The 19,034-nt window shown below is 72.3% G+C and carries 19 protein-coding genes; 10 read left to right on the forward strand and 9 right to left on the reverse strand.

Annotation, left to right across the window (positions count from 1 at the left end):
• Positions 1-71 precede the first annotated feature (71 nt).
• Entirely contained in the window at positions 72-671 is a 600-nt protein-coding gene (locus tag ACIA8L_RS11135; RefSeq protein WP_395902954.1) for a TetR/AcrR family transcriptional regulator, read from the forward strand.
• A gap of 481 nt (positions 672-1,152) precedes the next feature.
• Complete coding sequence (locus ACIA8L_RS11140; protein ID WP_395902956.1) at positions 1,153-2,685, forward strand: RDD family protein; 1,533 nt, start codon at positions 1,153-1,155, stop codon at positions 2,683-2,685.
• Positions 2,686-2,697: 12 nt separating this feature from the next.
• Here the strand turns inward: ACIA8L_RS11140 and ACIA8L_RS11145 are convergent, their stop codons facing one another.
• Positions 2,698-3,249: an AAA family ATPase gene (locus ACIA8L_RS11145; RefSeq protein ID WP_395902958.1), complete on the reverse strand. Its 552-nt coding sequence runs from the start codon at positions 3,247-3,249 to the stop codon at positions 2,698-2,700.
• Between the two features lie 57 nt (positions 3,250-3,306).
• On the opposite strand from ACIA8L_RS11145, the gene ACIA8L_RS11150 reads away from it, so the two are divergent.
• Positions 3,307-3,867, forward strand: coding sequence for a TetR/AcrR family transcriptional regulator (locus tag ACIA8L_RS11150; RefSeq protein ID WP_395902960.1), 561 nt, complete (start codon positions 3,307-3,309; stop codon positions 3,865-3,867).
• 55 nt (positions 3,868-3,922) lie between these two features.
• Here ACIA8L_RS11150 and ACIA8L_RS11155 read toward each other — a convergent pair whose 3' ends face one another.
• Complete coding sequence (locus tag ACIA8L_RS11155; protein WP_395902962.1) at positions 3,923-4,714, reverse strand: SDR family NAD(P)-dependent oxidoreductase; 792 nt, start codon at positions 4,712-4,714, stop codon at positions 3,923-3,925.
• A 62-nt stretch (positions 4,715-4,776) separates the two neighbouring features.
• Here ACIA8L_RS11155 and ACIA8L_RS11160 point away from each other — a divergent pair, with 62 nt between their 5' ends.
• Both ACIA8L_RS11160 and ACIA8L_RS11165 read left to right on the forward strand, forming a co-directional pair.
• The gene (locus ACIA8L_RS11160) at positions 4,777-5,292 is read left to right on the forward strand and encodes a DUF2199 domain-containing protein (protein WP_395902964.1); all 516 of its coding nucleotides are present in this window, start codon (positions 4,777-4,779) and stop codon (positions 5,290-5,292) included.
• 205 nt (positions 5,293-5,497) lie between these two features.
• Positions 5,498-7,147 carry a methyl-accepting chemotaxis protein gene (locus ACIA8L_RS11165; protein ID WP_395902966.1) on the forward strand — a complete coding sequence of 550 codons (1,650 nt, stop codon included), beginning with the start codon at positions 5,498-5,500 and terminating at the stop codon, positions 7,145-7,147.
• 2 nt (positions 7,148-7,149) lie between these two features.
• Here the strand turns inward: ACIA8L_RS11165 and ACIA8L_RS11170 are convergent, their stop codons facing one another.
• On the reverse strand, positions 7,150-8,049 hold the full coding sequence (locus ACIA8L_RS11170; protein ID WP_395902968.1) for a zinc-binding dehydrogenase: 900 nt from the start codon (positions 8,047-8,049) through the stop codon (positions 7,150-7,152).
• Here ACIA8L_RS11170 and ACIA8L_RS11175 point away from each other — a divergent pair.
• Together ACIA8L_RS11175 and ACIA8L_RS11180 are read left to right on the forward strand one after the other, a co-directional pair.
• Positions 8,042-8,494 (forward strand): SRPBCC family protein, encoded by a 453-nt coding sequence (locus tag ACIA8L_RS11175; RefSeq protein WP_395902970.1) that lies wholly within the window; start codon positions 8,042-8,044, stop codon positions 8,492-8,494. The genes ACIA8L_RS11170 and ACIA8L_RS11175 overlap by 8 nt on opposite strands.
• A gap of 30 nt (positions 8,495-8,524) precedes the next feature.
• Positions 8,525-9,322, forward strand: a complete 798-nt coding sequence (locus ACIA8L_RS11180; RefSeq protein ID WP_395902971.1) for a TetR/AcrR family transcriptional regulator C-terminal domain-containing protein — start codon at positions 8,525-8,527, stop codon at positions 9,320-9,322.
• A 106-nt stretch (positions 9,323-9,428) separates the two neighbouring features.
• On the opposite strand, the gene ACIA8L_RS11185 is transcribed toward ACIA8L_RS11180, so the two are convergent.
• The gene (locus tag ACIA8L_RS11185; RefSeq protein WP_395902973.1) at positions 9,429-10,895 is read right to left on the reverse strand and encodes a cryptochrome/photolyase family protein; all 1,467 of its coding nucleotides are present in this window, start codon (positions 10,893-10,895) and stop codon (positions 9,429-9,431) included.
• 160 nt (positions 10,896-11,055) lie between these two features.
• Here ACIA8L_RS11185 and ACIA8L_RS11190 point away from each other — a divergent pair, with 160 nt between their 5' ends.
• On the forward strand, positions 11,056-11,859 hold the full coding sequence (locus ACIA8L_RS11190) for an RNA polymerase sigma factor SigF (protein WP_395902975.1): 804 nt from the start codon (positions 11,056-11,058) through the stop codon (positions 11,857-11,859).
• A gap of 225 nt (positions 11,860-12,084) precedes the next feature.
• Here ACIA8L_RS11190 and ACIA8L_RS11195 read toward each other — a convergent pair whose 3' ends face one another.
• The 3 genes from ACIA8L_RS11195 to ACIA8L_RS11205 form a co-directional block, all read right to left on the reverse strand.
• Entirely contained in the window at positions 12,085-13,275 is a 1,191-nt protein-coding gene (locus tag ACIA8L_RS11195) for a right-handed parallel beta-helix repeat-containing protein (protein WP_395902977.1), read from the reverse strand.
• A gap of 77 nt (positions 13,276-13,352) precedes the next feature.
• The gene (locus ACIA8L_RS11200) at positions 13,353-13,781 is read right to left on the reverse strand and encodes a carboxymuconolactone decarboxylase family protein (protein ID WP_395902979.1); all 429 of its coding nucleotides are present in this window, start codon (positions 13,779-13,781) and stop codon (positions 13,353-13,355) included.
• A gap of 67 nt (positions 13,782-13,848) precedes the next feature.
• Positions 13,849-15,039 carry an NAD(P)H-binding protein gene (locus tag ACIA8L_RS11205; protein ID WP_395902981.1) on the reverse strand — a complete coding sequence of 397 codons (1,191 nt, stop codon included), beginning with the start codon at positions 15,037-15,039 and terminating at the stop codon, positions 13,849-13,851.
• Positions 15,040-15,098: 59 nt separating this feature from the next.
• Between ACIA8L_RS11205 and soxR the strand changes: the two genes are divergently transcribed.
• Positions 15,099-15,494 (forward strand): redox-sensitive transcriptional activator SoxR, encoded by a 396-nt coding sequence (soxR, locus tag ACIA8L_RS11210; RefSeq protein WP_395902983.1) that lies wholly within the window; start codon positions 15,099-15,101, stop codon positions 15,492-15,494.
• Positions 15,491-16,693: a nucleoside 2-deoxyribosyltransferase domain-containing protein gene (locus ACIA8L_RS11215; protein WP_395902985.1), complete on the forward strand. Its 1,203-nt coding sequence runs from the start codon at positions 15,491-15,493 to the stop codon at positions 16,691-16,693. The genes soxR and ACIA8L_RS11215 overlap by 4 nt, the downstream gene beginning before the upstream one ends.
• A gap of 232 nt (positions 16,694-16,925) precedes the next feature.
• Here the strand turns inward: ACIA8L_RS11215 and ACIA8L_RS11220 are convergent, their stop codons facing one another.
• Positions 16,926-18,722: a hypothetical protein gene (locus ACIA8L_RS11220; protein WP_395902987.1), complete on the reverse strand. Its 1,797-nt coding sequence runs from the start codon at positions 18,720-18,722 to the stop codon at positions 16,926-16,928.
• A complete protein-coding gene (locus tag ACIA8L_RS11225; RefSeq protein ID WP_395902989.1) occupies positions 18,713-19,033 on the reverse strand; it encodes a hypothetical protein in 321 nt (106 codons plus the stop codon). The genes ACIA8L_RS11220 and ACIA8L_RS11225 overlap by 10 nt, the downstream gene beginning before the upstream one ends.
• Position 19,034: the final 1 nt, after the last annotated feature.

Genomic DNA, 19,034 nt, shown 5'->3' on the forward strand with positions numbered 1-19,034 from the left:
TCTGGGTTGACCGCCCCATTTTTAGCAGCCGTTTTTGGGTGGCGCAACCCAATCCTGCTAAGGTGGGGCGCATGACACCCCGCCTGACCCGCAAGGGGCTGGCCACCCGGGAACGCATCCTGGACGCGGCCACCGCCCTCATCGCCGCACGCGGCGTGGCCGGGACCGGCACCGAGGACGTACGGCGAGCCGCCGGGATCAGCGGGTCGCAGCTCTACCACTACTTCGAGAGCAAACAGGCCCTGATCCGGGCCGTCATCATCCGCCAGGGCCTGGCACCGCCGGTGCCCGGCCAGCCGATCATGGGCGCGCTCGACAGCTTCGACGCGCTGCAGGCGTGGGCGGACGCGGCCATCGAACACCAGGAGCACACCGGGGGCCGCGGCGAGTGCACGCTCGGGTCGCTCGCCGGTGAGCTCGGCCCGGCCGACGAGGAGTCACGGGCCGACCTGAGCGTGGGGTTTCTGCGGTGGCAAGGGCTGCTGCAGGAGGGACTCCAGGCCATGCGGGACCGCGGCGACCTGCGCCCCGACGCCGATCTCGACTCGCTGTCGCTGGCGCTGCTGGCGGCGCTGGAGGGCGGCATCCTGCTCAGCCAGACGATGGGCACGTCGGAGCCGCTACGGGCCTCGATGCGGGCGGCCCTGGCCTATGTGAACAGCTGCGCTTAGCCGCTCGTGTGAACAGCTGTGCTTAGCCGCTCGACGAGCTCTGTCCAGCCGCTTCAAGCGCTTTCGCTCAGCCGCTCCTGGGATCGGAGCGTGTGCGGTGGACGTCGATCGGGCTGTGGCGGTCTGCGTGCCAGATGTCGATCCGGCATGCAAGGCATGATCGTGCCTGACCCGGTGCACGGCCGGGCGGCAGACGCGGACATTCGGTGGGAGCCATGGATGTCGTTCTGGCCCTAGGGTGAGGCGACTTCTGAGGAAAGGCTCTGCGATGCAGCCCGATCCGCGGTACCAGCAGCCCGCCGCGTACCCGCAGCCCGCTGTTCACTCGCAGCCTGCCGCGTACCCGCAGCCCGATCCGCGGTACCCGCAGCCCGCCGCGTATTCGCAACCCGCCGCGTACCCGCAGCCCGCTGTGTATTCGCAACCCGCCGCGTACCCGCAGCCCGCTGTGTATTCGCAGGCTCCACCGTGGCCGCCGCACGTGCCGGCGCTGCAGCACGGCGCGCCGTTGCTGCCGCCTGCCCTGCCGCCGGGGACTCCCGCGAACTACGTGCCGTCGCCGTCGCCGTCGCCGTCGCCGTCGCCGTCGCCGTCGCCGCCGACGCGGGCCGGGGTCGGGCGGCGGGTGCTCGGGTGGCTCATCGACTACGTGATCGTGATGGTGCCCGGGCTCATCCTGGTCGGGCTCGGCGTGTCGAGCCTCGTGCACGGGCTGCCCCAGTATCTGGGCAGCGTGGCCACCGACTACGGCATCTCCCGGGTTGTCGGGCTCATCACCCACCAGGGCGCGGAGGGCGGACTGCGGGAGATCGCCTCCGAACAGTGGCTGGACATCGCCCAGCCGTTGATCATGGCGATTCTGACGGTACCGCTGCTGCAGTTCCTCTACCAGGTGGCATTGCTCGCGTGGCGCGGGCGGACCGCCGGCAAGATGGTGCTCGACACTCGCGTGAGCGCGCGCGGGCCCGAGGCGCGGCAACGGTTCGCGGTGCGGCGGGCCTTCGTCACGACGTTCGTCGAGACCGGGCTGGTCGGGATCGCGCTGGCGGTCATCGTGTACGGCGAAGTCTCCTTCGGCGCCCTCATGCTGAGCGTCGCGGTCGTCGTGTGGTGGGTCAACGTGCTGCCCGCGCTCGGTCCCGGGCATCGCACGGTCGCCGATCGGCTCTGCGGGACGGTCGTGGTGCGCGCGAAGGTCTACGCGCAGGTCGCGGCCCGCACGGCGGAGCTCGCCCGGCGCACCTCCGACGCGGTCGTCGCCGGCGGCCAGCGTGGGGTCGTGGTCGCCGCCGCCGCCGGGCAACGCACCGGCGACGCGGCGGTGGCGGCCGGCCGGATCGGCGCCGACGCGGCGGTCGTCGCGGCTCAGGTGGCGGCCGAGGCCGCGGCGGCCGCCCGGCGCCGCGCGGCCGAGCACCTGCCGGAGGCGGCCCGGCGCACCACGGACGCCGCGGTCGCGGCCGCGCGCGTGACGAGTGCGGCGGCCGCGGACGCGGCCGCCGTGGCGGCGCAGGCGGCCCGGCAGGGCGCCGACCGGCTGAAGCAGACCGCGCCGGTGCAGAAGGCGCTCAACTCCGACGGCGCCAAGCGGGCCCGCGAGGTCGGCGAGCGCACGGCGGGTCTGGCCCGCAAGGTCGGCGGCCGCACGCAGCAACTGTGGCAGGAGCGCCAGGCCGCCCGGGCCGAGCAGCGGCGGCCGGATCAGCCGGAGCCCGAGACGACGGAGCCGGAGACGACGCGCGCGCCGGTTGAGCAGGCCGCTCTGCCACCCTCGCCGCCGGCGACCTTCGCCTGGCCACCCGTGCACCAGTGGCAGGATCAGCCGGAGCCGGAGCCGACGCCCCAGGCTGGGCAGGCCGCTCTGCCACCGTCGCCCCCGGCGAGCTTCGCGTGGCCGCCCGAGCAGCGGCAGCCGGAGCCGACGCCGATTCCCCAGGCTGAACAGGCCGCTCCGCCACCCTCGCCGCCGGCGAGCTTCGCGTGGCCGCCCGAGCAGCGTGAGCACGAACGGTAGGCCTGCCGCGCCTCAGCGGCCGGCGTTGGCGAAGGCGACGATCTCATCCAGGCCCGGGCGGTAGCCGTCGCCCGTGTCGACATCGAGCACCGGCACGTCGAGCCGCACGCGGTCGAACGCCTCGTGGCCGGCCGCGTGCGCGGCGCGATCGCCCAGGTGCGCGTCCGCGTGCGCGCGCCGCGCCGGGTTCTCCGCCTGCCGCCGCCGGATTCGCGCCCGGGCCGTCTCGGCCGGGACCTGGCAGTGCACCACGCGGATGTCCGCGACCGCGCGCAGCGGCTCCAGGTGCGGGCGCCACACCCGGTCCTGGAACGCCGCCTCCGCGACCGTGGTGACGCCCGCGTGCAGCAGCAGCTCCAGCACCCCGAAGAACGTGGGCAGCGTACGCCGGGTCAGCTCGTCGGACGGCGCGGCCACGAACGTGTCGGTCGCGTGGACCATGCCCTCCTTGATCTCGTCGCGGCAGATCGCCGGGCAGCCGATCCCGCGGGCCAGCCGATGCGCGAGGGTCGTCTTGCCGGCGCCGGGTGGGCCGCTGACGACGACGAGGGTCGGTTTCCGCACCCGTCAGTTGTATCCGGTCGGGAGAGCTCCCTAACAATCGACGGGTACGCTGGGCGCATGAGCCGTCGCACCGGCGCCGAGACCCGCGAACACGTGCTGAGCGTCGCCCACGAGCTGTTCTACCGCGACGGCATCCACGCCACCGGCATCGACACCGTCGCCGCCGCGGCCGGGGTGGCGCCGACGACGCTGTATCGGCAGTTCACCTCCAAGGACGAGCTCGTCGGGGCGTACGTCGAACGGGCCGACCAGGCCACCCGGGCCGACCTCGAGGCCGCCATCGCGTCCGCGCCGACACCACGCGCGGCGGTCCTCGCCCTGTTCGACGCGCAGATTTTGGCAATGCGGCAGCGGGGGTACCGTGGCTGCGTCTGTCAAATGACCCTCGCCGAATATCCGGGCCATCGCGCCGCGGTGACCGCGAAGGCCTGGATGCGCGACCGGCTCCGCGCCCTGCTGCGGTCCGCGGCCGCCACCGACGCCGACGTCCTCGCCGATCGCCTGCTGCTCCTGCACGAAGGCGCGATAGCCGCGACCCCGAGCCTCGGCGCGGACGGCCCCGCCGCCCAACTCCGCCCCCTGGTCGAGCTACTCCTGGACGCACACAACGTCACGTGACGCGCACACGTCGCCGCACGCACACCACGTCGCTGCACAAACGTCTTCGCGCCGGCTACACGTGCTTGACGATGCCGCCGTCGATCGCGAACTCCGCGCCGGTCACGTTGCTCGGGGACGCGGCCACCGCGACCAGCCGGGCCACCTCCTCCGGCGTCGAAATGCGGCCGGTCGCGGCGCCGAGCGCTTCTTGAGCCTGGGCCGCGAACTGGGAGTACTCCAAACCCTGGACCTTGGCGAGCTGCCCGATGAACCCGTCGGGGTCGGTCCACACCGCGGTCGCCACCGGGCCCGGCGCCACCGTCACCGCCCGCACCCCACGGGCGCCGTACTGCTCGGCGACGACCTTCGTGAGCGCGTTGAGCGCCGCCTTGGCCACGTTGTAGGGCACCGGCCCGGCCGTCACCACCCGGGCGCCGGACGAGGACACGTTGACCACGACGCCGCCGCGCTCGACGAGGCTGGGCAGCGCGGCCCGGGTCACCCGCAGCGGCGCGTAGAACGTGAGGGCGAACGTCTGTTCCCAGGCCGTGTCGGGCAGCGCGGCCAGGTCGAGCACGGCCCCGTCGACGTGCGGCGCCCGATCCCCGATGCCCACGTTGTTGACGAGCACGTCGATGCCGCCGAGCGCGGCCCGGGCCCGCTCGACGAGTTCGGCCGCGCCGGTCGCGGTGCCGAGGTCGACGGTCACCGGGATCGCCGCGGTCGCGGCCAGTTCGGGTGTGACGGTGCGGGACGCCGCGACGACGCGCATCCCCTCGTCGAGCAGGGTCCGCACGACGGCGAGCCCGACGCCCTTGCTGCCGCCGGTCACCACGGCGGCCTTGCCGGCCAGCTGAAGGTCCATGCCGCCACCGTATCAGAGATAGGGAACGATCCCTAACATTGCGCGGGCACTATCGTCACGGCGTGATCGTTCAGGGATACGAGTGCCGGTGCTGCGGGCAGCGGCACGAGGGGCTGCCGTTCTCCTACGGCTCCCCGGCCCCCGCCTACTGGCGCGACGAGTTCGCCGCCGACACCGAGCGCAGCCTGCTCGAGCAGGAGATGTGCATCATCGACGCCGAGCACTTCTTCGTGTACGGCCGGATCGTCATCCCGGTGCTCGACGCGGCCCGGACGTTCGAGTGGACGGTGTGGGTGACGCTGAGCGGGCCGAACTTCGCCCGGGCGCTGGACCTGTGGACGACCGAGGGGCGGGAGCGGGAGCAGCCGTACTTCGGGTGGCTGTCCACGGAGCTGCCCGTCTACGGCGAGTCGACCCTCAACCTCAAGACCCACGTGCACACGCAGCCCGTCGGCACCCGGCCCCTGATCGAGCTGGAGGCGACCGACCACCCCCTGGCCGTCGAGCAGCGCACCGGCATCACGACGGACCGGGTCCAGCAGTTCGCGGAGCAACTTCTGCACCCCGACGCCGTGTGAGCGGACGCATCGGTGGGCATTAGGTGGGCCATGCCATGGGTCCTGTGGGTGTTCGCCGGTGCTGTCGCCCTCCGCGGTGTCGCGGGACTGCTGCTCGTCTGGGACAAGCGTCAGGTCAAGCGCTGATCTCAACTCGGCCCCGCGGCCGCCGATAAGCCGTTTGGCGCTCTTTGTGCGCCGTTCGGCGGACGTCGGAGGTACAGCGGTGGCGCAGCAGGGTGTCCAGGTCACGGTCGCACGCGGGAGGCTCACCGGAGCCGTCGCCGACCGCGGGGTCATCACCAAGGCGTTTCTCGCCCTGATGCTCGTCGCCCTGGTGGCGGCGGCGGTGGCGGTACTGTCGCTGGACCGCATGTCGCGGCTCAACGGCGACCTCCACGACATCAAGACGCGGCACCTCGACAGCGCCCAGGAGCTGGGCCAGATGCGCTCCGGCCTCACCGACATGTACCGCTACACGCTGCTGTGGGTGCTGTACTCGAGCAGCCCCGACAAGAGCGTCCTCACCCCGGTCCGCGGCCAGATCACCACCGCTGAGCAGCGCATCGACGCGGCCTCGGACAAGTACCACACCCTCGCGGCCGGTGACAGCACCCGGCTGGCGGCGCTGGCCAAGGTGACCGACGCGGTGACGCAGTATCGCAACCTGCGCAACACCGCCCTGTTCCAGGAGGCCCCGCCGGCCGGCTACACCCTGCCCGCGGCCGACCAGATCGTCGTCGTGTCGGGCAACCTCGAGAAGACCGTGTCGGACTCGCTCAACAACCTGCAGGCGCTCGAGGACCGGGAGGCCAGCGCGACCGCCGCGCAGGCCGACAAGGAGTACAGCAACGCCCGCCTGTACATCATCCTGCTGCTCGTCGGCGGGCTCCTGCTCGCCCTCGCCGCGGGCGCGTTCGTCGCCCGGATCCTGCGCCGCCAGCTCGGCAGCGTGTCCGCCGCGCTGCGGGCGCTGGCCAACGCCGATCTGACCAGACCGGCCGAGGTGTACTCCCGCGACGAGCTCGGCGAGATGGCGTCCGCGGTCAACGACGCGCGGGAGGGCCTGCGCGGCACCGTCCAGGCCATCTCCACCGGCTCCCGCACCCTCGGCGACAGCTCCCAGCAGCTCACCGCGGTCAGCGGCCGCATCGCCGCCAACGCCGAGGAGGCGGCCCGCCAGTCCGACGTCGCCGCGGGCGCGGCCGGCACCGTCTCCCACAACGTGCAGACCGTCGCCGCGGGCGCCGACGAGATGGGCGCCTCGATCCGCGAGATCGCGCAGAACGCCAACGACGCCGCCCGGGTCGCGTCCGAGGCCGTCGGGGTGGCCGAGCAGACCAACCAGACCGTGTCGAAGCTCGGCGAGTCGAGCACCGAGATCGGCAACGTGGTCAAGGTGATCACCTCGATCGCCGAGCAGACCAACCTCCTCGCCCTGAACGCGACCATCGAGGCGGCCCGGGCCGGCGAGGCCGGCAAGGGCTTCGCGGTCGTCGCGAACGAGGTCAAGGAGCTGGCCCAGGAGACCGCCCGCGCGACCGAGGACATCTCCCGCCGCGTCGAGGCCATCCAGGCCGACACCGGCAACGCCGTCGAGGCGATCGGCCAGATCAGCCGGATCATCGCCCGGATCAACGACTACCAGCTCACCATCGCCTCCGCGGTCGAGGAGCAGTCGGCCACCACGAACGAGATGACCCGCAGCGTCGGCGAGGCCGCCCACGGTGCCACGAACATCGCCGGCAACATCGCGGGCGTCGCCCAGGCCGCCCAGGCGACCTCGGCCACCCTGGCCGAGGCCGACACCACCGTCACCGAACTGTCCCGCCTCGCGACCGACCTGCAGCGCGAGGTCGGCCGCTTCAAGGTCTGACGTCAGCGCCGCGGGCGCAGGAGCACCTTCGTCCAGCCGGCCTCGCGGCGGTCGAAGTGGTCATAGCCCTCGGCCGCCCGGTCGAGCGGCAGCTCGTGCGAGACCAGGAACGACGGCTGCGCGCGCCCGGTCACAATCAAATCGCGAAGCTGCCGGTTGTACCGCATGACGGGGCACTGTCCCGTGCCCATCCGCTGGCCCTTGCTGAAGAACGTGCCGTAGTCGAACGCGACCCGGCCCTCCTTCGCCGCCGCGGTCGCGGCGCCCGGGTCCGACGGGACGTACACGCCGACGACCCCGATCCCGCCGGTCGACCGCACGACCTTGACCAGGTTGTCGAGGACCAGCTCCGGGTGCTCGTCGCCGCTGGGGTCGTGGGCCTGGTAGCCGACGGCCTCGACGCCGCAGTCGGCCCCGCGCCCGCCGGTCGCGTCGAGGATCTGCTCGGCCGGGTCGGCCTGGCTGAAGTCGACCGGCGTCGCGCCGATCTTCCCGGCCAGGTCGAGCCGGTCGCGCTCCTTGTCCACGACGAACACCTCGGACGCGCCCCGGATCATCGCGCTGTGCGCGGCCATCAGCCCGACCGGCCCGGCCCCGAACACCGCGACCCGGTCGCCGGGCCGCATCCCGGCCAGCTCCGTCCCGTGCCAGCCGGTGGGGAAGATGTCGGACAGCATCGTGAAGTCGTTCTCGTGCTCGGTCCCGGGCGGCAGTTCCAGCAGGTTGAAGTCGGCGTAGGGGACCCGCAGGAGCTCCGCCTGCCCGCCGTCGTAGGGGCCCATGTTCGCGTACCCGTAGGCCGCGCCGTCCACTCCGTCCGTCGGGTTGGTACGCAGGCAGAAACTGGTACCGCTACCCGGCCCCGGACGCCAGTAACGGCTATCGTCGACAGGGATGGCCACCTTCACCACCTCCGCCGAGGTGCACGCGCCCGCCGAGCAGGTCTGGGCCGCGCTCACCGACTGGCGCAACCACGCCCGCTGGGCCCCGCTGACCACGGTGCGCCTGACCACCGAGCGCATGGACGGCCTCGGCGCCGGCTTCGTCGCCCGCTCCGGGATCGGCCCGCTCGGCTTCGACGACCCGATGACGGTGGTGCGCTGGGAGCCACCGACCGCTGCGACGCGAGGGCGCTGCGACGTCGACAAGCACGGCCGGGTCATTCGGGGCAAAGCGTGGTTCGAGGTGGTACCCCTGGAAGCCGGACGATGCCGCGTGGACTGGTCCGAGGACGTCACCGTCGTGCCGCACCGCCTCGACAAACTCACCGGCGGGCTGGTCGCGCTGGTCGGCCGGGCCGGGTTCGGGCAGGCGCTGCGGAAAATGGCGCGCGAGTTCGACCGGTAGACTGCGCTCGGCAGGGGTCGGGAGGCAGGGGTGACGCGGTTCGCGGCCGACATCGTCGCCGACCTGCGCGCCCGCATCGTCGCCGGTGACCTGCGGCCGGGTGAGTTCCTGCCGACGGCCAAGGAGATCATGGCCGAGTGGGACGCGACGATGGCGACCGCGTACAAGGCCATGGAGCTCATGCGGCAGGAGGGCCTGGCCGCGAAGGTCGTCCGCGGCGTCGGCCTGGTCGTCACCGCGGACGCGCCCGCCGTCGCCACCGCCTGGTCCCCGCCGCCGGCACACGGCGACGTCGTGCGGGCCCGGATCGTCACCGCCGCGGTGGACCTGGCCGACCGCGACGGCCTGGCCAACCTGTCGCTGCGGGTCATCGGCGAACGCGCCGGCGGCCTGGTCAGCGGCACCTTCTACAAGTGGGTCCGAGACCGCGCCGAGCTGGAGATCCTGATGGCCGACGCGGTGTTCGCCAAGCATCCGCCGCCGAAGCCGGCCGGGTCCTGGCGGGCGCGGCTGGAGCGGCTGGCCCGGCTACAGTGGCGGATGTACCGCCGCCACGCCTGGCTGGCCCTGACCGTCTCCTTCACGCGGCCGGACCTGAGCCCGCACGTGGCCGCGCACACCGAGTGGGCCGCCCGGGCCCTGGCCGACCGCGACCTCTCCCCCGCCGAAGCAGCGACCTGGGCGACCGCGGCGGCAAGCTTCGTGCGCGGCTCCGCCCTGGCGCTCGAAGCCGAGGACCCGAAAGCCCGCCGCACGGAGGCCGAGGCGGAGGAACCGCTGTTCGAGTTCGGCCTGGCCCGCCTCCTGGACGGCTTCGAGCATACGTAAAACCGGCTCCAAGCCAAACCAAACGCATTCCGCGCGCAGGCAAACGCATTCCGCGCCAGCAAACGCATTCCGGCGCGGGGGAGAACGTGTTCCGGCGGTGCGCCATTCAGAAGTTGCGGCGTCGCGCCTCTATGGCTGCCACCTCGTCGGCGTCGGGCAGGCGGTCCAGCAGTGCGAGGGGCTGGCGCATGCGGTGGTTGGCGGCGAACGCGTCGCGGTGCCGGTGCAGGAACGCCCAGTACCCACCGGTGAACGGGCACGCGTCGGCGCCCGCGCGGTGCTTCGGGTCGAACGGGCAGCCGCCGCAGTAGTCGCTCATCCGGTTGATGTAGGCCCCGCCGGCCGCGTACGGCTTGGTCGTCATCCGGCCCCCGTCGGCATACTGGCTCATGCCGATCACGTTCGGCGTCATCACCCACGGGTAGCCGTCGACGAAGCACCGCGCGAACCAGTCGGCGACGTCGGCCGGGTGCCAGTCGCGCTGCAGGGCCAGGTTGCCGAGGACCATGAGCCGCTGAATGTGGTGCACCCAGCCGGTGTCGCGGACCTTGGTCAGCACGTCGCGCAGGCACGCCGCCTCGACGTGGTCCGGGTCCAGGTCCGCGAACCACGCCGGCAGGCGGCGCCGGGCGTGCAGGGCGTCGCGGTGCTCGAACGAGGGCCCGAAGTACCAGTAGCAATGCCAGACGTAGTCGCGCCAGCCCAGGATCTGCCGGACGAAGCCCTCGACGCTGTTGATCGGTGCGGCGCCCCGGCGGTATTCGTGTTCGGCCCGCTCGACCACGGCCAGTGGGTCCAGCAGCCCGAGGTTGAGCGACGCCGACAGCAGCGAGTGCGCCATGAGCGGGTCGTCGCGCAGCATCGCGTCCTCGTGCGGCCCGAACACCGGCAGCCGGTGCTCCAGGAAGTGCGCGAGCCGGGCCTCGGCCTCGCCGGCGGTGACCGGGAATCGCCGTGGCCCGTCCCGCCCGACGAAGCGGATGCCGTCCTCGCGCTCCCACCGGTCGAGTTCGGCGCGCACTTCGCCGTCGATGTCATCCTCAAAAAGATCGGGCGGCGGGGGTACAGCCAGAGCCCGCACTCCGCGTGGCGGTGGTTCCCGGTTGTCGCCGTCGAAGTTCCAGCGTCCACCGGCGGGCTCCGCCGCGTCCATGAGGATGCCGTGCCGCCGGCGGGCGTCGCGGTAGAAGTCCTCGAGGAGCAGCCGCGGCCGCCCGTCGGCCCAGCGGACGAAGTCGGCCGGTGCGGTGATGTATCCGCGCGGCGGCAGCATGGTCACGTCGGGCAGGGACCGGATCAGGTCGCGGGCCGCGCGCGACGTCGGGTGGCAGACTTCGACGGGGCCTTGGACGGCGTCACGGTATCGCTCCGTGACGACGAGCTCGGCCCGGTCGCCGAGCTCGGCCGCCCGGTGGCGCAGGGCGGACAGCACGAGGTGGGCCTTCTGCCGGTGGTACACCTTGCGGCGGAAGACACCTTTGCTGATGACGAGCAGCACGGGTTGCCGGGCTTCGTCGTCGAGGAAATGCGGTCCGAGCTGGTCAGCGAAGAGCCAGCGCCGCCTTGTGGCCATTAGCCGAACCCTACCACCGAGTGTGAATCGACGCACGAATCGACGCAAAATTTGTCATGCGGCAACTTCGGGGCTACGGTCATGTTCGAAAGGGCGCTCAAGCAGCGGGCGTCACGCTCAGCAATCCGTGAACGTTCTCCGCTGCCAGGGGTCTGCCACCATGACGATCGAGATCAACGCCCGCCGTACCGCTCAAGATGCTCGCAACGCGCAGGACGCCGAGGCGCGCGCACTGCTGAGCCTCCTCGCCGACCTGCCCGCCGGCCCCGACCGGGCGCGGGTGCGGGGGCGGGTCATCGAGCTGTACCTCCCGCTCGCCCAGCACCTGGCCGGCCGCTTCCGCAACCGCGGCGAGAACCCCGACGACCTCGTCCAGGTCGCGACCGTCGGCCTGATCAAGGCGGTCGACGGGTTCGACCCGGACAACGGGGCCGTGTTCATCGGCTACGCCATCCCCACGATCACCGGCGAGCTCAAGCGCCACTTCCGCGACAAGTGCTGGGACGTCCGCGTCCCCCGGCGCATCCAGGAGACCCGCCTGCGGGTCATGCGGGTCACCGGCGAGCTCACCCAGCGCCTGGGCCGCTCCCCCACCGTCGCCGACCTGGCCGCGGAGTTGGAGGCGTCCGAGGAGGACGTGATCGAGGCCCTCGACGCCGGCCGCGCCTACCGCAGCCTGAGCCTCGACGCCCCGTCCGTCACCAACGACGCCGACGCCCCCACCGACCTGGCCAACATGCTGGGCGAGACCGACGCCGACATGGAGCAGGTCGAGGCCCGCGAGGCCCTCCGCCCCCTCCTGGCCCGCCTCCCGGAGCGCGAGCAGAAGATCATCGCGATGCGCTTCTTCGGCAACCACACCCAGTCGCAGATCGCCGCCGAGCTCGGCGTCTCCCAGATGCACGTGTCCCGCCTGCTGAGCAAGGCCCTGCAGACGCTCCGGGTGCAGCTCACCCGCGGCTGACCGCCGGAGCCGAGGTGGCGGCCGCGCTCCCGCCGCGGCCGCCACCCAGAACACCCGGGCCCCCGCCGCGGCCGCACGCAAAGCGGCCGCACGCAAAGCGGCCGCACACAAAGCACCCGCGCCTCGCCGCGGCCGCACACAAAGCGGCCGCACGCAAAGCGGCCGCACGCAAAGCGGCCGCACGCAAAGCGGCCGCGCCCCCGCCGCGGCCGCCGCTCCAACCGGCTAGATCTTCGCGCCGACGGCCTGGCCGTTCGCCGGGACCAGGAAGTTCGACGAGGCGATGGCGCCGCTCGCGGTGCGCGGGCCGGTGATGACGGACTGGTCGGTGCTCTGCAACGTCCAGGTGCCGCCGATGTTCCACGAGTTGCCGGAGGCGGTCGAGGAGCCCAGCGCCACCGTCGTCTTGTTGCCCACGGCCAGGTTGGCGGTCAGCTTCGAGGTGGAGCCGCCGTCGAAGTCGAAGCCGGTCTTGGCGTTGTTCCAGGCAGTGTCCCGGTTCACCGTGATGGAGCCGGTGTTGCCGTTGTCGGTGAAGCCGTGCGCCGCGTTGGCGAACGACATGCTGTTCGTCACCGAATGGCTCGCCGCCGGACCGGTCCCGCCGCTGCCCCCGAGCTTGAAGCCGTTGCCGTCCCCGGAGAAGTTCGGGATGTTCCAGCGGTTGTACCCGTTGCCGTACGCGATCGTGCCGACGATCGTGACGGGCGAGGTGAACAGCCACAGGTCCAGGCCGTCGTCGATGTTGTTCCAGACCCGGGCCCCGCGGACCACGTTGCCGGAGCCGCTGCCCTCCTTGATGCCAAGGCCGTCGGCGCTCTCGCCGTTCTTGCGCGGGTCGCGGTTGTTGTAGCTGTCGAGGTTCAGGATCTGGTTGTTCGCCGACGCGCCCTGCAGCTGGAAGCCGGTCTCGTAGTTGTCGTGCGTGGACAGCCGCTCGAACGTGTTGTTGTTGCAGTTGTTGCAGTAGAGCGCGTACGGGCCGTGCACGATCTCCAGGCCGGTGATCCGCCAGTACGACGCCTCCATGTGGATCGCGCCGCGCTGCCCGCTGGGGATCGTCGAGCCGACCGCGCCCGGCGTGTAGCCGAGGGCCTCGCCGTCCACCGCGACCTTCTCGCCGTTGTACGCGGTGAGCGCGATCGGGGCGGACGACGTCCCGCTCTTGGTGATCTGGATGTTCGTGGTCAGCGCGTAAGTGCCGCCGCGCACGGCGATCGTGCCGCCCGCCGTGACCAGGCTGACCGCCTTCTGGATGGTCGCGAGGGGCGCGGCCAGGGTGCCGGCGTTGCTGTCGGAGCCGTTGGTGGCCACGTAGAGCGTCGCCGCGGCCGCACCGGCGGGGGCGGGAGCGGCCATCGTGCCCGCGGCCGTCGCCAGCGCGGCGGCCGCGAGCACGCGAAGGTACCGATGCATGCTTCTCCTCCTCAGGAAAACGCTTTCCTGCACGGAGGCTAAGCCAGACATCGACTGCGGTCAAAGGCCGGGGAAACTTACAACGGCGGCGTCGCGCGCCGCGAGGCGACCGAGATCCGGTTCCACACGTTGATGATGCCGATGGCCAGGACCAGGTTGGCCGCCTCCTCCTCGGACCAGTGCGCCCGGACCGCCGCCCACACGTCGTCGGGCACCCCGTCGTCGCCGAGCCGGGTCAGCGCGTCGGTGAGCGCGAACGCCGCCCGCTCCCGCGCGTCGAACAGCGTGGACTCCCGCCAGGCGGCGACCGCGAACAGCCGCCGCTGATGCTCGCCGTCCTGCAGCGCCTCGGTGGTGTGCATGTCAGCGCAGAACGCGCAGCCGTTGACCATCGACGCCCGGGTCTTGATGAGGTGCAGCAGCCCGGGCTCGACCGTCTTGCGCCCGTAGCGCTCCAGCTGCGACATGACGTGGTAGGCGTCGGGCACCACGGTCGCGAAGTTCATTCGTTGCTCCATACCGCCACGACCGGCCGGACCCCTCCGGACGTGACAGTCGGGGCTGTGACACCGATCACGCGGGCGGGTCGAAGTAGTGCACCTCCTCGCGGACGATGACCCCGTTGGCCACGGTGAGCAGGGAGATCTTCGTCGTCCCGGCGAGCGTGAACCGCACCGCGAACCCGTCCGCACCGACGTACGGCCCCTGCACGCGCACCTCGCCGGCCTCGAGGTCACCGGCGCGCCGCCGCCCGTTGGCGAGGATCTCCGGCAGCCCCCGCAGCTCGCCGCCGCCTTCGAGGGGCGCCACCCGCACGACGCCCGGGTCGTACAGCTCCAGGGCCAGGTCGAACCGCCCGGCCCGGAACGCCTCGACGTACCGCGCGGCGACCTCCGCGACGTCCGCGACGGACGCGACGGACGCGACGGACGCGACGGACGCGGGCGGGCGAAAGTCGTCGGCGTGGTCGGCCGCCCACTGCGCGAACGACCGCGCCGGATGCCCGGTCACCTCCCGCACTCCCTGATGCACCGGTTCGGGTGCGTCCACGAGGGAGGCCCAGTAGCCCAGCGCGGCGTCGGCGAACTCGGGGGAAGCCCACGCGAGCATCTCCGCCCGTGCGGTGTCGCGATCGACCTCCACGGCCGCCGCCGGCACGCCCGCCGCCTCCCCGATCAGGCGAACCTGGTCGGCCTGCGCGATCGCCGCCGGTCCGGTGAGTGCGTAGGTCCGCCCGGCGTGCCCCGGCTCCGTCATCGCCACGACCGCCGCCTCGGCGAGGTCCCGCTCGTGCACCAGCGACCGCGCCGCCCGCAGGTACGGGATCCGCACCGGCTCCCCGGCCCGGACCGCCGCCGCCCACTGCAGCGCGTTGGTCGCGAACCCGCTGGCCCGCAGGAACGTCCACGCGGCCGGGGTGCGCCGGATCGCGTCCTCGACCTCGCCCCACACGCCGCCGTGCTCGGCGCTCAGGGCCGAGACGTACACCACCCGCCGCCCCGCGAACACGCCCGCCACCTCGTCGATGCCGTCGGCACTCATGAACGGCCAGATCAGCAGGACCGCGTCGACACCGTCGACGGCCCGCCTCAGCGCCGCACCGTCGCGCACGTCGGCACTGACCGCCTCGACCCGCTCCGGCCGCTTCGACGCGGTCCGCGCCATCCCCCGCACGGCGACCCCCCGCTCCAGCAGCAGCTCGACCGCGATCCGCCCGATGTTCCCCGTCGCCCCGATGACCAGGGCCGTCCCGATGTCACGCATACGCTCCAGGCAACAGGTTGAACCAAGGTTCACGTCAAGGCCGCGTTAGGCTCGCGGGCATGACCGGCGCGACGAACATGACGATCGGTGAGCTGGCGAGCCGGAGCGGCGTCCCCGCGTCCGCGCTGCGGTTCTACGAGCGCCAGGGCCTGATCAGCAGCGACCGCAACGCCACCAACCAGCGCCGCTACGACGACGCCGCCGCGAAGCGGGTCGCGTTCATCCGCGCCTCCCAGCGGGTCGGCATCCCCTTGGCCCAGATCGCCGAGGTCCTGGCGTTCCTCCCGGCGGGCCACCCGCCGACGGCCGCGTTCTGGCGCCGCGCCTCCCAGTGCTGGGGCCAGGCGGTCGACGAGCGGATCGCCCGCCTGGAGCGCGACCGCGAGCAGTTCACGGCCTGCGCCGGCTGCGGCTGCCTCACGTTCGGCGAGTGCCGCCTGGTGACGCCGGCATGACGACCGAGGTCATCGTGGTGACACCCACCGAAGAGCCCCCGACGTGGTGGGACGCCGCCGTGTTCCTGGCCGGCCCCAACCCGAGGGTCCCGGAGGTCAAGAGCTGGCGCCCCGAGGCCCTGGACCTGATCCGGGCCCGCTGGACCGGCGGCCGCCTGGTCGTCTTCTCCCCCGAGCCGGCGACGGGCGCGGTCCGCGACTACTACGGCCAGATCGAGTGGGAGGAGGCCGGCCTGCACTACGCCGACCAGATCCTCTTCTGGGTCCCCCGCGACCTGGCGACGATGCCCGCGTTCACGACGAACGTCGAGTGGGGCACCTGGCACAAGAGCGGCAAGGCCGTCTTCGGCGCCCCGCCGGAGGCCCCGAGAAACCGCTACCTGCGCGCCGCCGCCGAGTCCGAACAGGTCCCGGCGGCCGACACCCTGCCGTCCACAGTGGACCTGGCCCTGGCCGCCCTGCGTCCCACCGCCCGCCGGACCGCCGGCGAGCGCGGGGTCCCCTTGCTGATCTGGCGGACCCCGAGCTTCCAGCAGTGGTATCAGACCCAGCGAACAGCCAACAACACACTGCTCAAAGCGAGAGCCGAGTGGGTGTACCGCCGGGGCCCGGGCAAACGCCAGGTCGTCTACTGGGCGCTGCGCACCGACATCCGCGTGACCGCCGAGGACCGCACGAAACCCAACCAGATAGTCCTGTCCCGCCCGGACCAGTCGACGGTGGTCCTCTACCATCCCGCCCCGACGCCGGACGACACCGTGGTGGTCCTGGTCCGCGAGTTCCGATCGACCGCGACGACGAGCGACGCCTTCATCCGCGAACTCCCGGGCGGCGCCGGCCCGGACCACACCAGCCCGAAAGACCAGGCCGCCGCCGAGGTCCACGAGGAGACCGGCCTGGACCTGGACCCGTCCCGCCTGATCGCCCACGGCCGCCGCCAGATCGCCGGCACCTTCTCCACTCACCGGGCCCACCTCTTCTCAGCCGAGCTCACAGCAGCCGAGGTGGCCACCCTCCGAGCCGCCGCCGACACCCCGAACGGCGAGCCCGGCACCACCGAACGCACCTGGGTCGAGCTGCACACCTACGCCGAGATCAGGGACGGCAACCTGGTCGACTGGCCGACGCTGGGCATGCTCGCTCAGGTCCTGTCGCCGCGGCGGTCCGCGGACGGCGCGCTCCAGGAGGCCCAGGAGTGAGCCGGTGGCCTTGCCCAGCAGGGCCAGGAACAGGATGGCCAGGAGCATCACGTCGTGCGGCCGACCTCGACCAGGTGCGAGTCGACGAGGGCGGGGGCGACGTTGGTGTCACGGGGACGAACGCGCGATGCTCACGGAGGCCTGCCACAGAGGTAGACCGGAGGATTGACGGTCTTCTCCGCGGACGTCGCCGGCGACGCTCCCAAGTTCTGTGGCACCGGCTCACCGGCGGTCAGCGAAGGTAGTCGAGCTCCGGGAACGCCTGCCGGTAGGCGGTGAGGAGGCGGCCGGCGACCTCGGCCGAGCCGACGAGCGGGTGGAGCGCGAACGCTTGCCGGGCCGCGGCGGCGGAGCCGGTCGCGGCCGCCTCCAGGATCGCACGCTCGCTGGCCTTGACCGCGGCCGTGAGGGCAGCGGCGCCGGGGTCGAGCGGGGACACCGGGCGCGGGCGCGCTCCCCCGGCGTCGACGTCGCACGGGACCTCGACCACGGCGTCGGGGTCGAGATGGGGCAGGGTGGAGCCGTTGCGGACGTTGAGGATCAGCCGGGCCGGGCCGTGCCCGGTCAGGGCGCGCATCAGGTCGAGGGCGACGTCCTCGTACCCGCCGGACACCGCCTGGTCGCGCTCGCCGGACATGTACGTCGCGTCCCGCTCGGCCCGGACGGTGTCCCAGGTGGACAGTGCATCCCGCGACGGGTCGGCCAGGCGGCGGTACAACTCCTCCTGCTGCGCCCGGAGGAACTCGCCCCGGGTCGGCCCGGCCGGCTGGTGAACCGGTTCGTAGTAGTAATGCAGGTACTCGTTCGGGACGACGCCCAGGCCGCCGCCGAACATCCGCCCCTCCTCGAACGACGCCACCCCCGCCGGGTCCCCGAGCAGCCCCGGCAGCAGATCGTCCCCGCCGTCCGACCGGACATGCCGCAGCCAGCCCAGGTGGTTCAGCCCGGCGTAGTCGAACTCGAGCCCGTCCACCGGCCGGCCGAGCACGTGCGCGACCCGCCGGCAGAGCCCGGCCGGCGAGTCGCAGATGCCGATGACCCGGTCGCCGAGGACCCCGGCCATCGCCTCGGTCACCAGCCCGGCCGGGTTGGTGAAGTTGACGACCCAGGCATCCGGCGCCACCGCCGCGATCCGCTCGGCGATGGCCCGAACCACCGGCACGGTCCGCAGCCCGTACGAGATCCCGCCGGCCCCAACGGTCTCCTGCCCGAGCACACCTTCACCGATCGCGACCCGCTCGTCGAGAACCCGCCCGCCGAGCCCGTGCACCCGGATCGCCGAGAACACGACGTCCGCCCCGGTCAACGCCGACTCCAGATTTTCGTCAACGTTGACGCTAATCAACCTCGGTCGTGCAGAATTTAGTTCGTCAACACCCGTCAACGACCAGCCACGCGAACTTTGTTCGTCAACGTCCGACGACGACCAGCCGCGCGAACTTTGTTCGTCGCCGCTCAGCAACTGCCGACGCGACCGACTGCCCGAACTTTGTTCGTCAACGTCCGACGACGACCAGCGGCGCGAACTTTGTTCGTCATTGCTCGCCGACTGCCTGCGCGACCGCCTGCGCGAACTTTGTTCGTCAACGTCCGACGACGACCAGCGGCGCGAACTTTGTTCGTCGCTGCTTGCCGACTGCCTGCGCGACCGCCCGCGCGAACTTTGTTCGTCAACATCCGGCGACGACCGGCCGCGCGAACTTTGTTCGTCGCTGCTCGCCGACTGTCGGCGCGACCGACCGCGCGAACTTTGTTCGTCAACATCCGGCGACGACCGGCCGCGCGAACTTTGTTCGTTGTTGCTCAGCGACTGCCGGCGCGACCGACTGCGCGAACTTTGTTCGTCAACGTCCGACGACGACCAGCGGCGCGAACTTTGTTCGTCGAGCACGCGGGCGATCGCCGACGCGCGTGCCGCATCGGCGTCGTGCAACGTGATCGTGATGGGGCCGACCGACGGGTCCCGCAGCAGCGCCCGGTGGATGAGCGGTACCCGGAACCCGCCGCCGCCCAGAATCGTCAGCCGCACGACCGCCCCAGCCCTTCGTCACGGCGCCGGCCCCGTCCCGGGCCCTGCGCAGCCCATCGCGGCCGGGTGCCGCCGTTGGAGCCGGCGAAGTCCCACAGGATCGCCTGGGCGTCGTTGGCCGCGCGGCGACCCGACTGCCCCGCGGACGGCACCGCCCCGGCCGGGGCCAGGAACCCGTAGCCGGACAGGACATGGCACCGGCGACCCATCGGGCCCCGTCCGGCAGTCCGGGTGATGGTGGCTGCGGCCCGGCGGACCAGGCTCACGTCACGGGCCGGAATCAGCCCGCCGAGGAACCCATAGCCGGACAAG

This window comes from Dactylosporangium sp. NPDC051541 (assembly GCF_044454505.1).
GTDB lineage: Bacteria > Actinomycetota > Actinomycetes > Mycobacteriales > Micromonosporaceae > Dactylosporangium.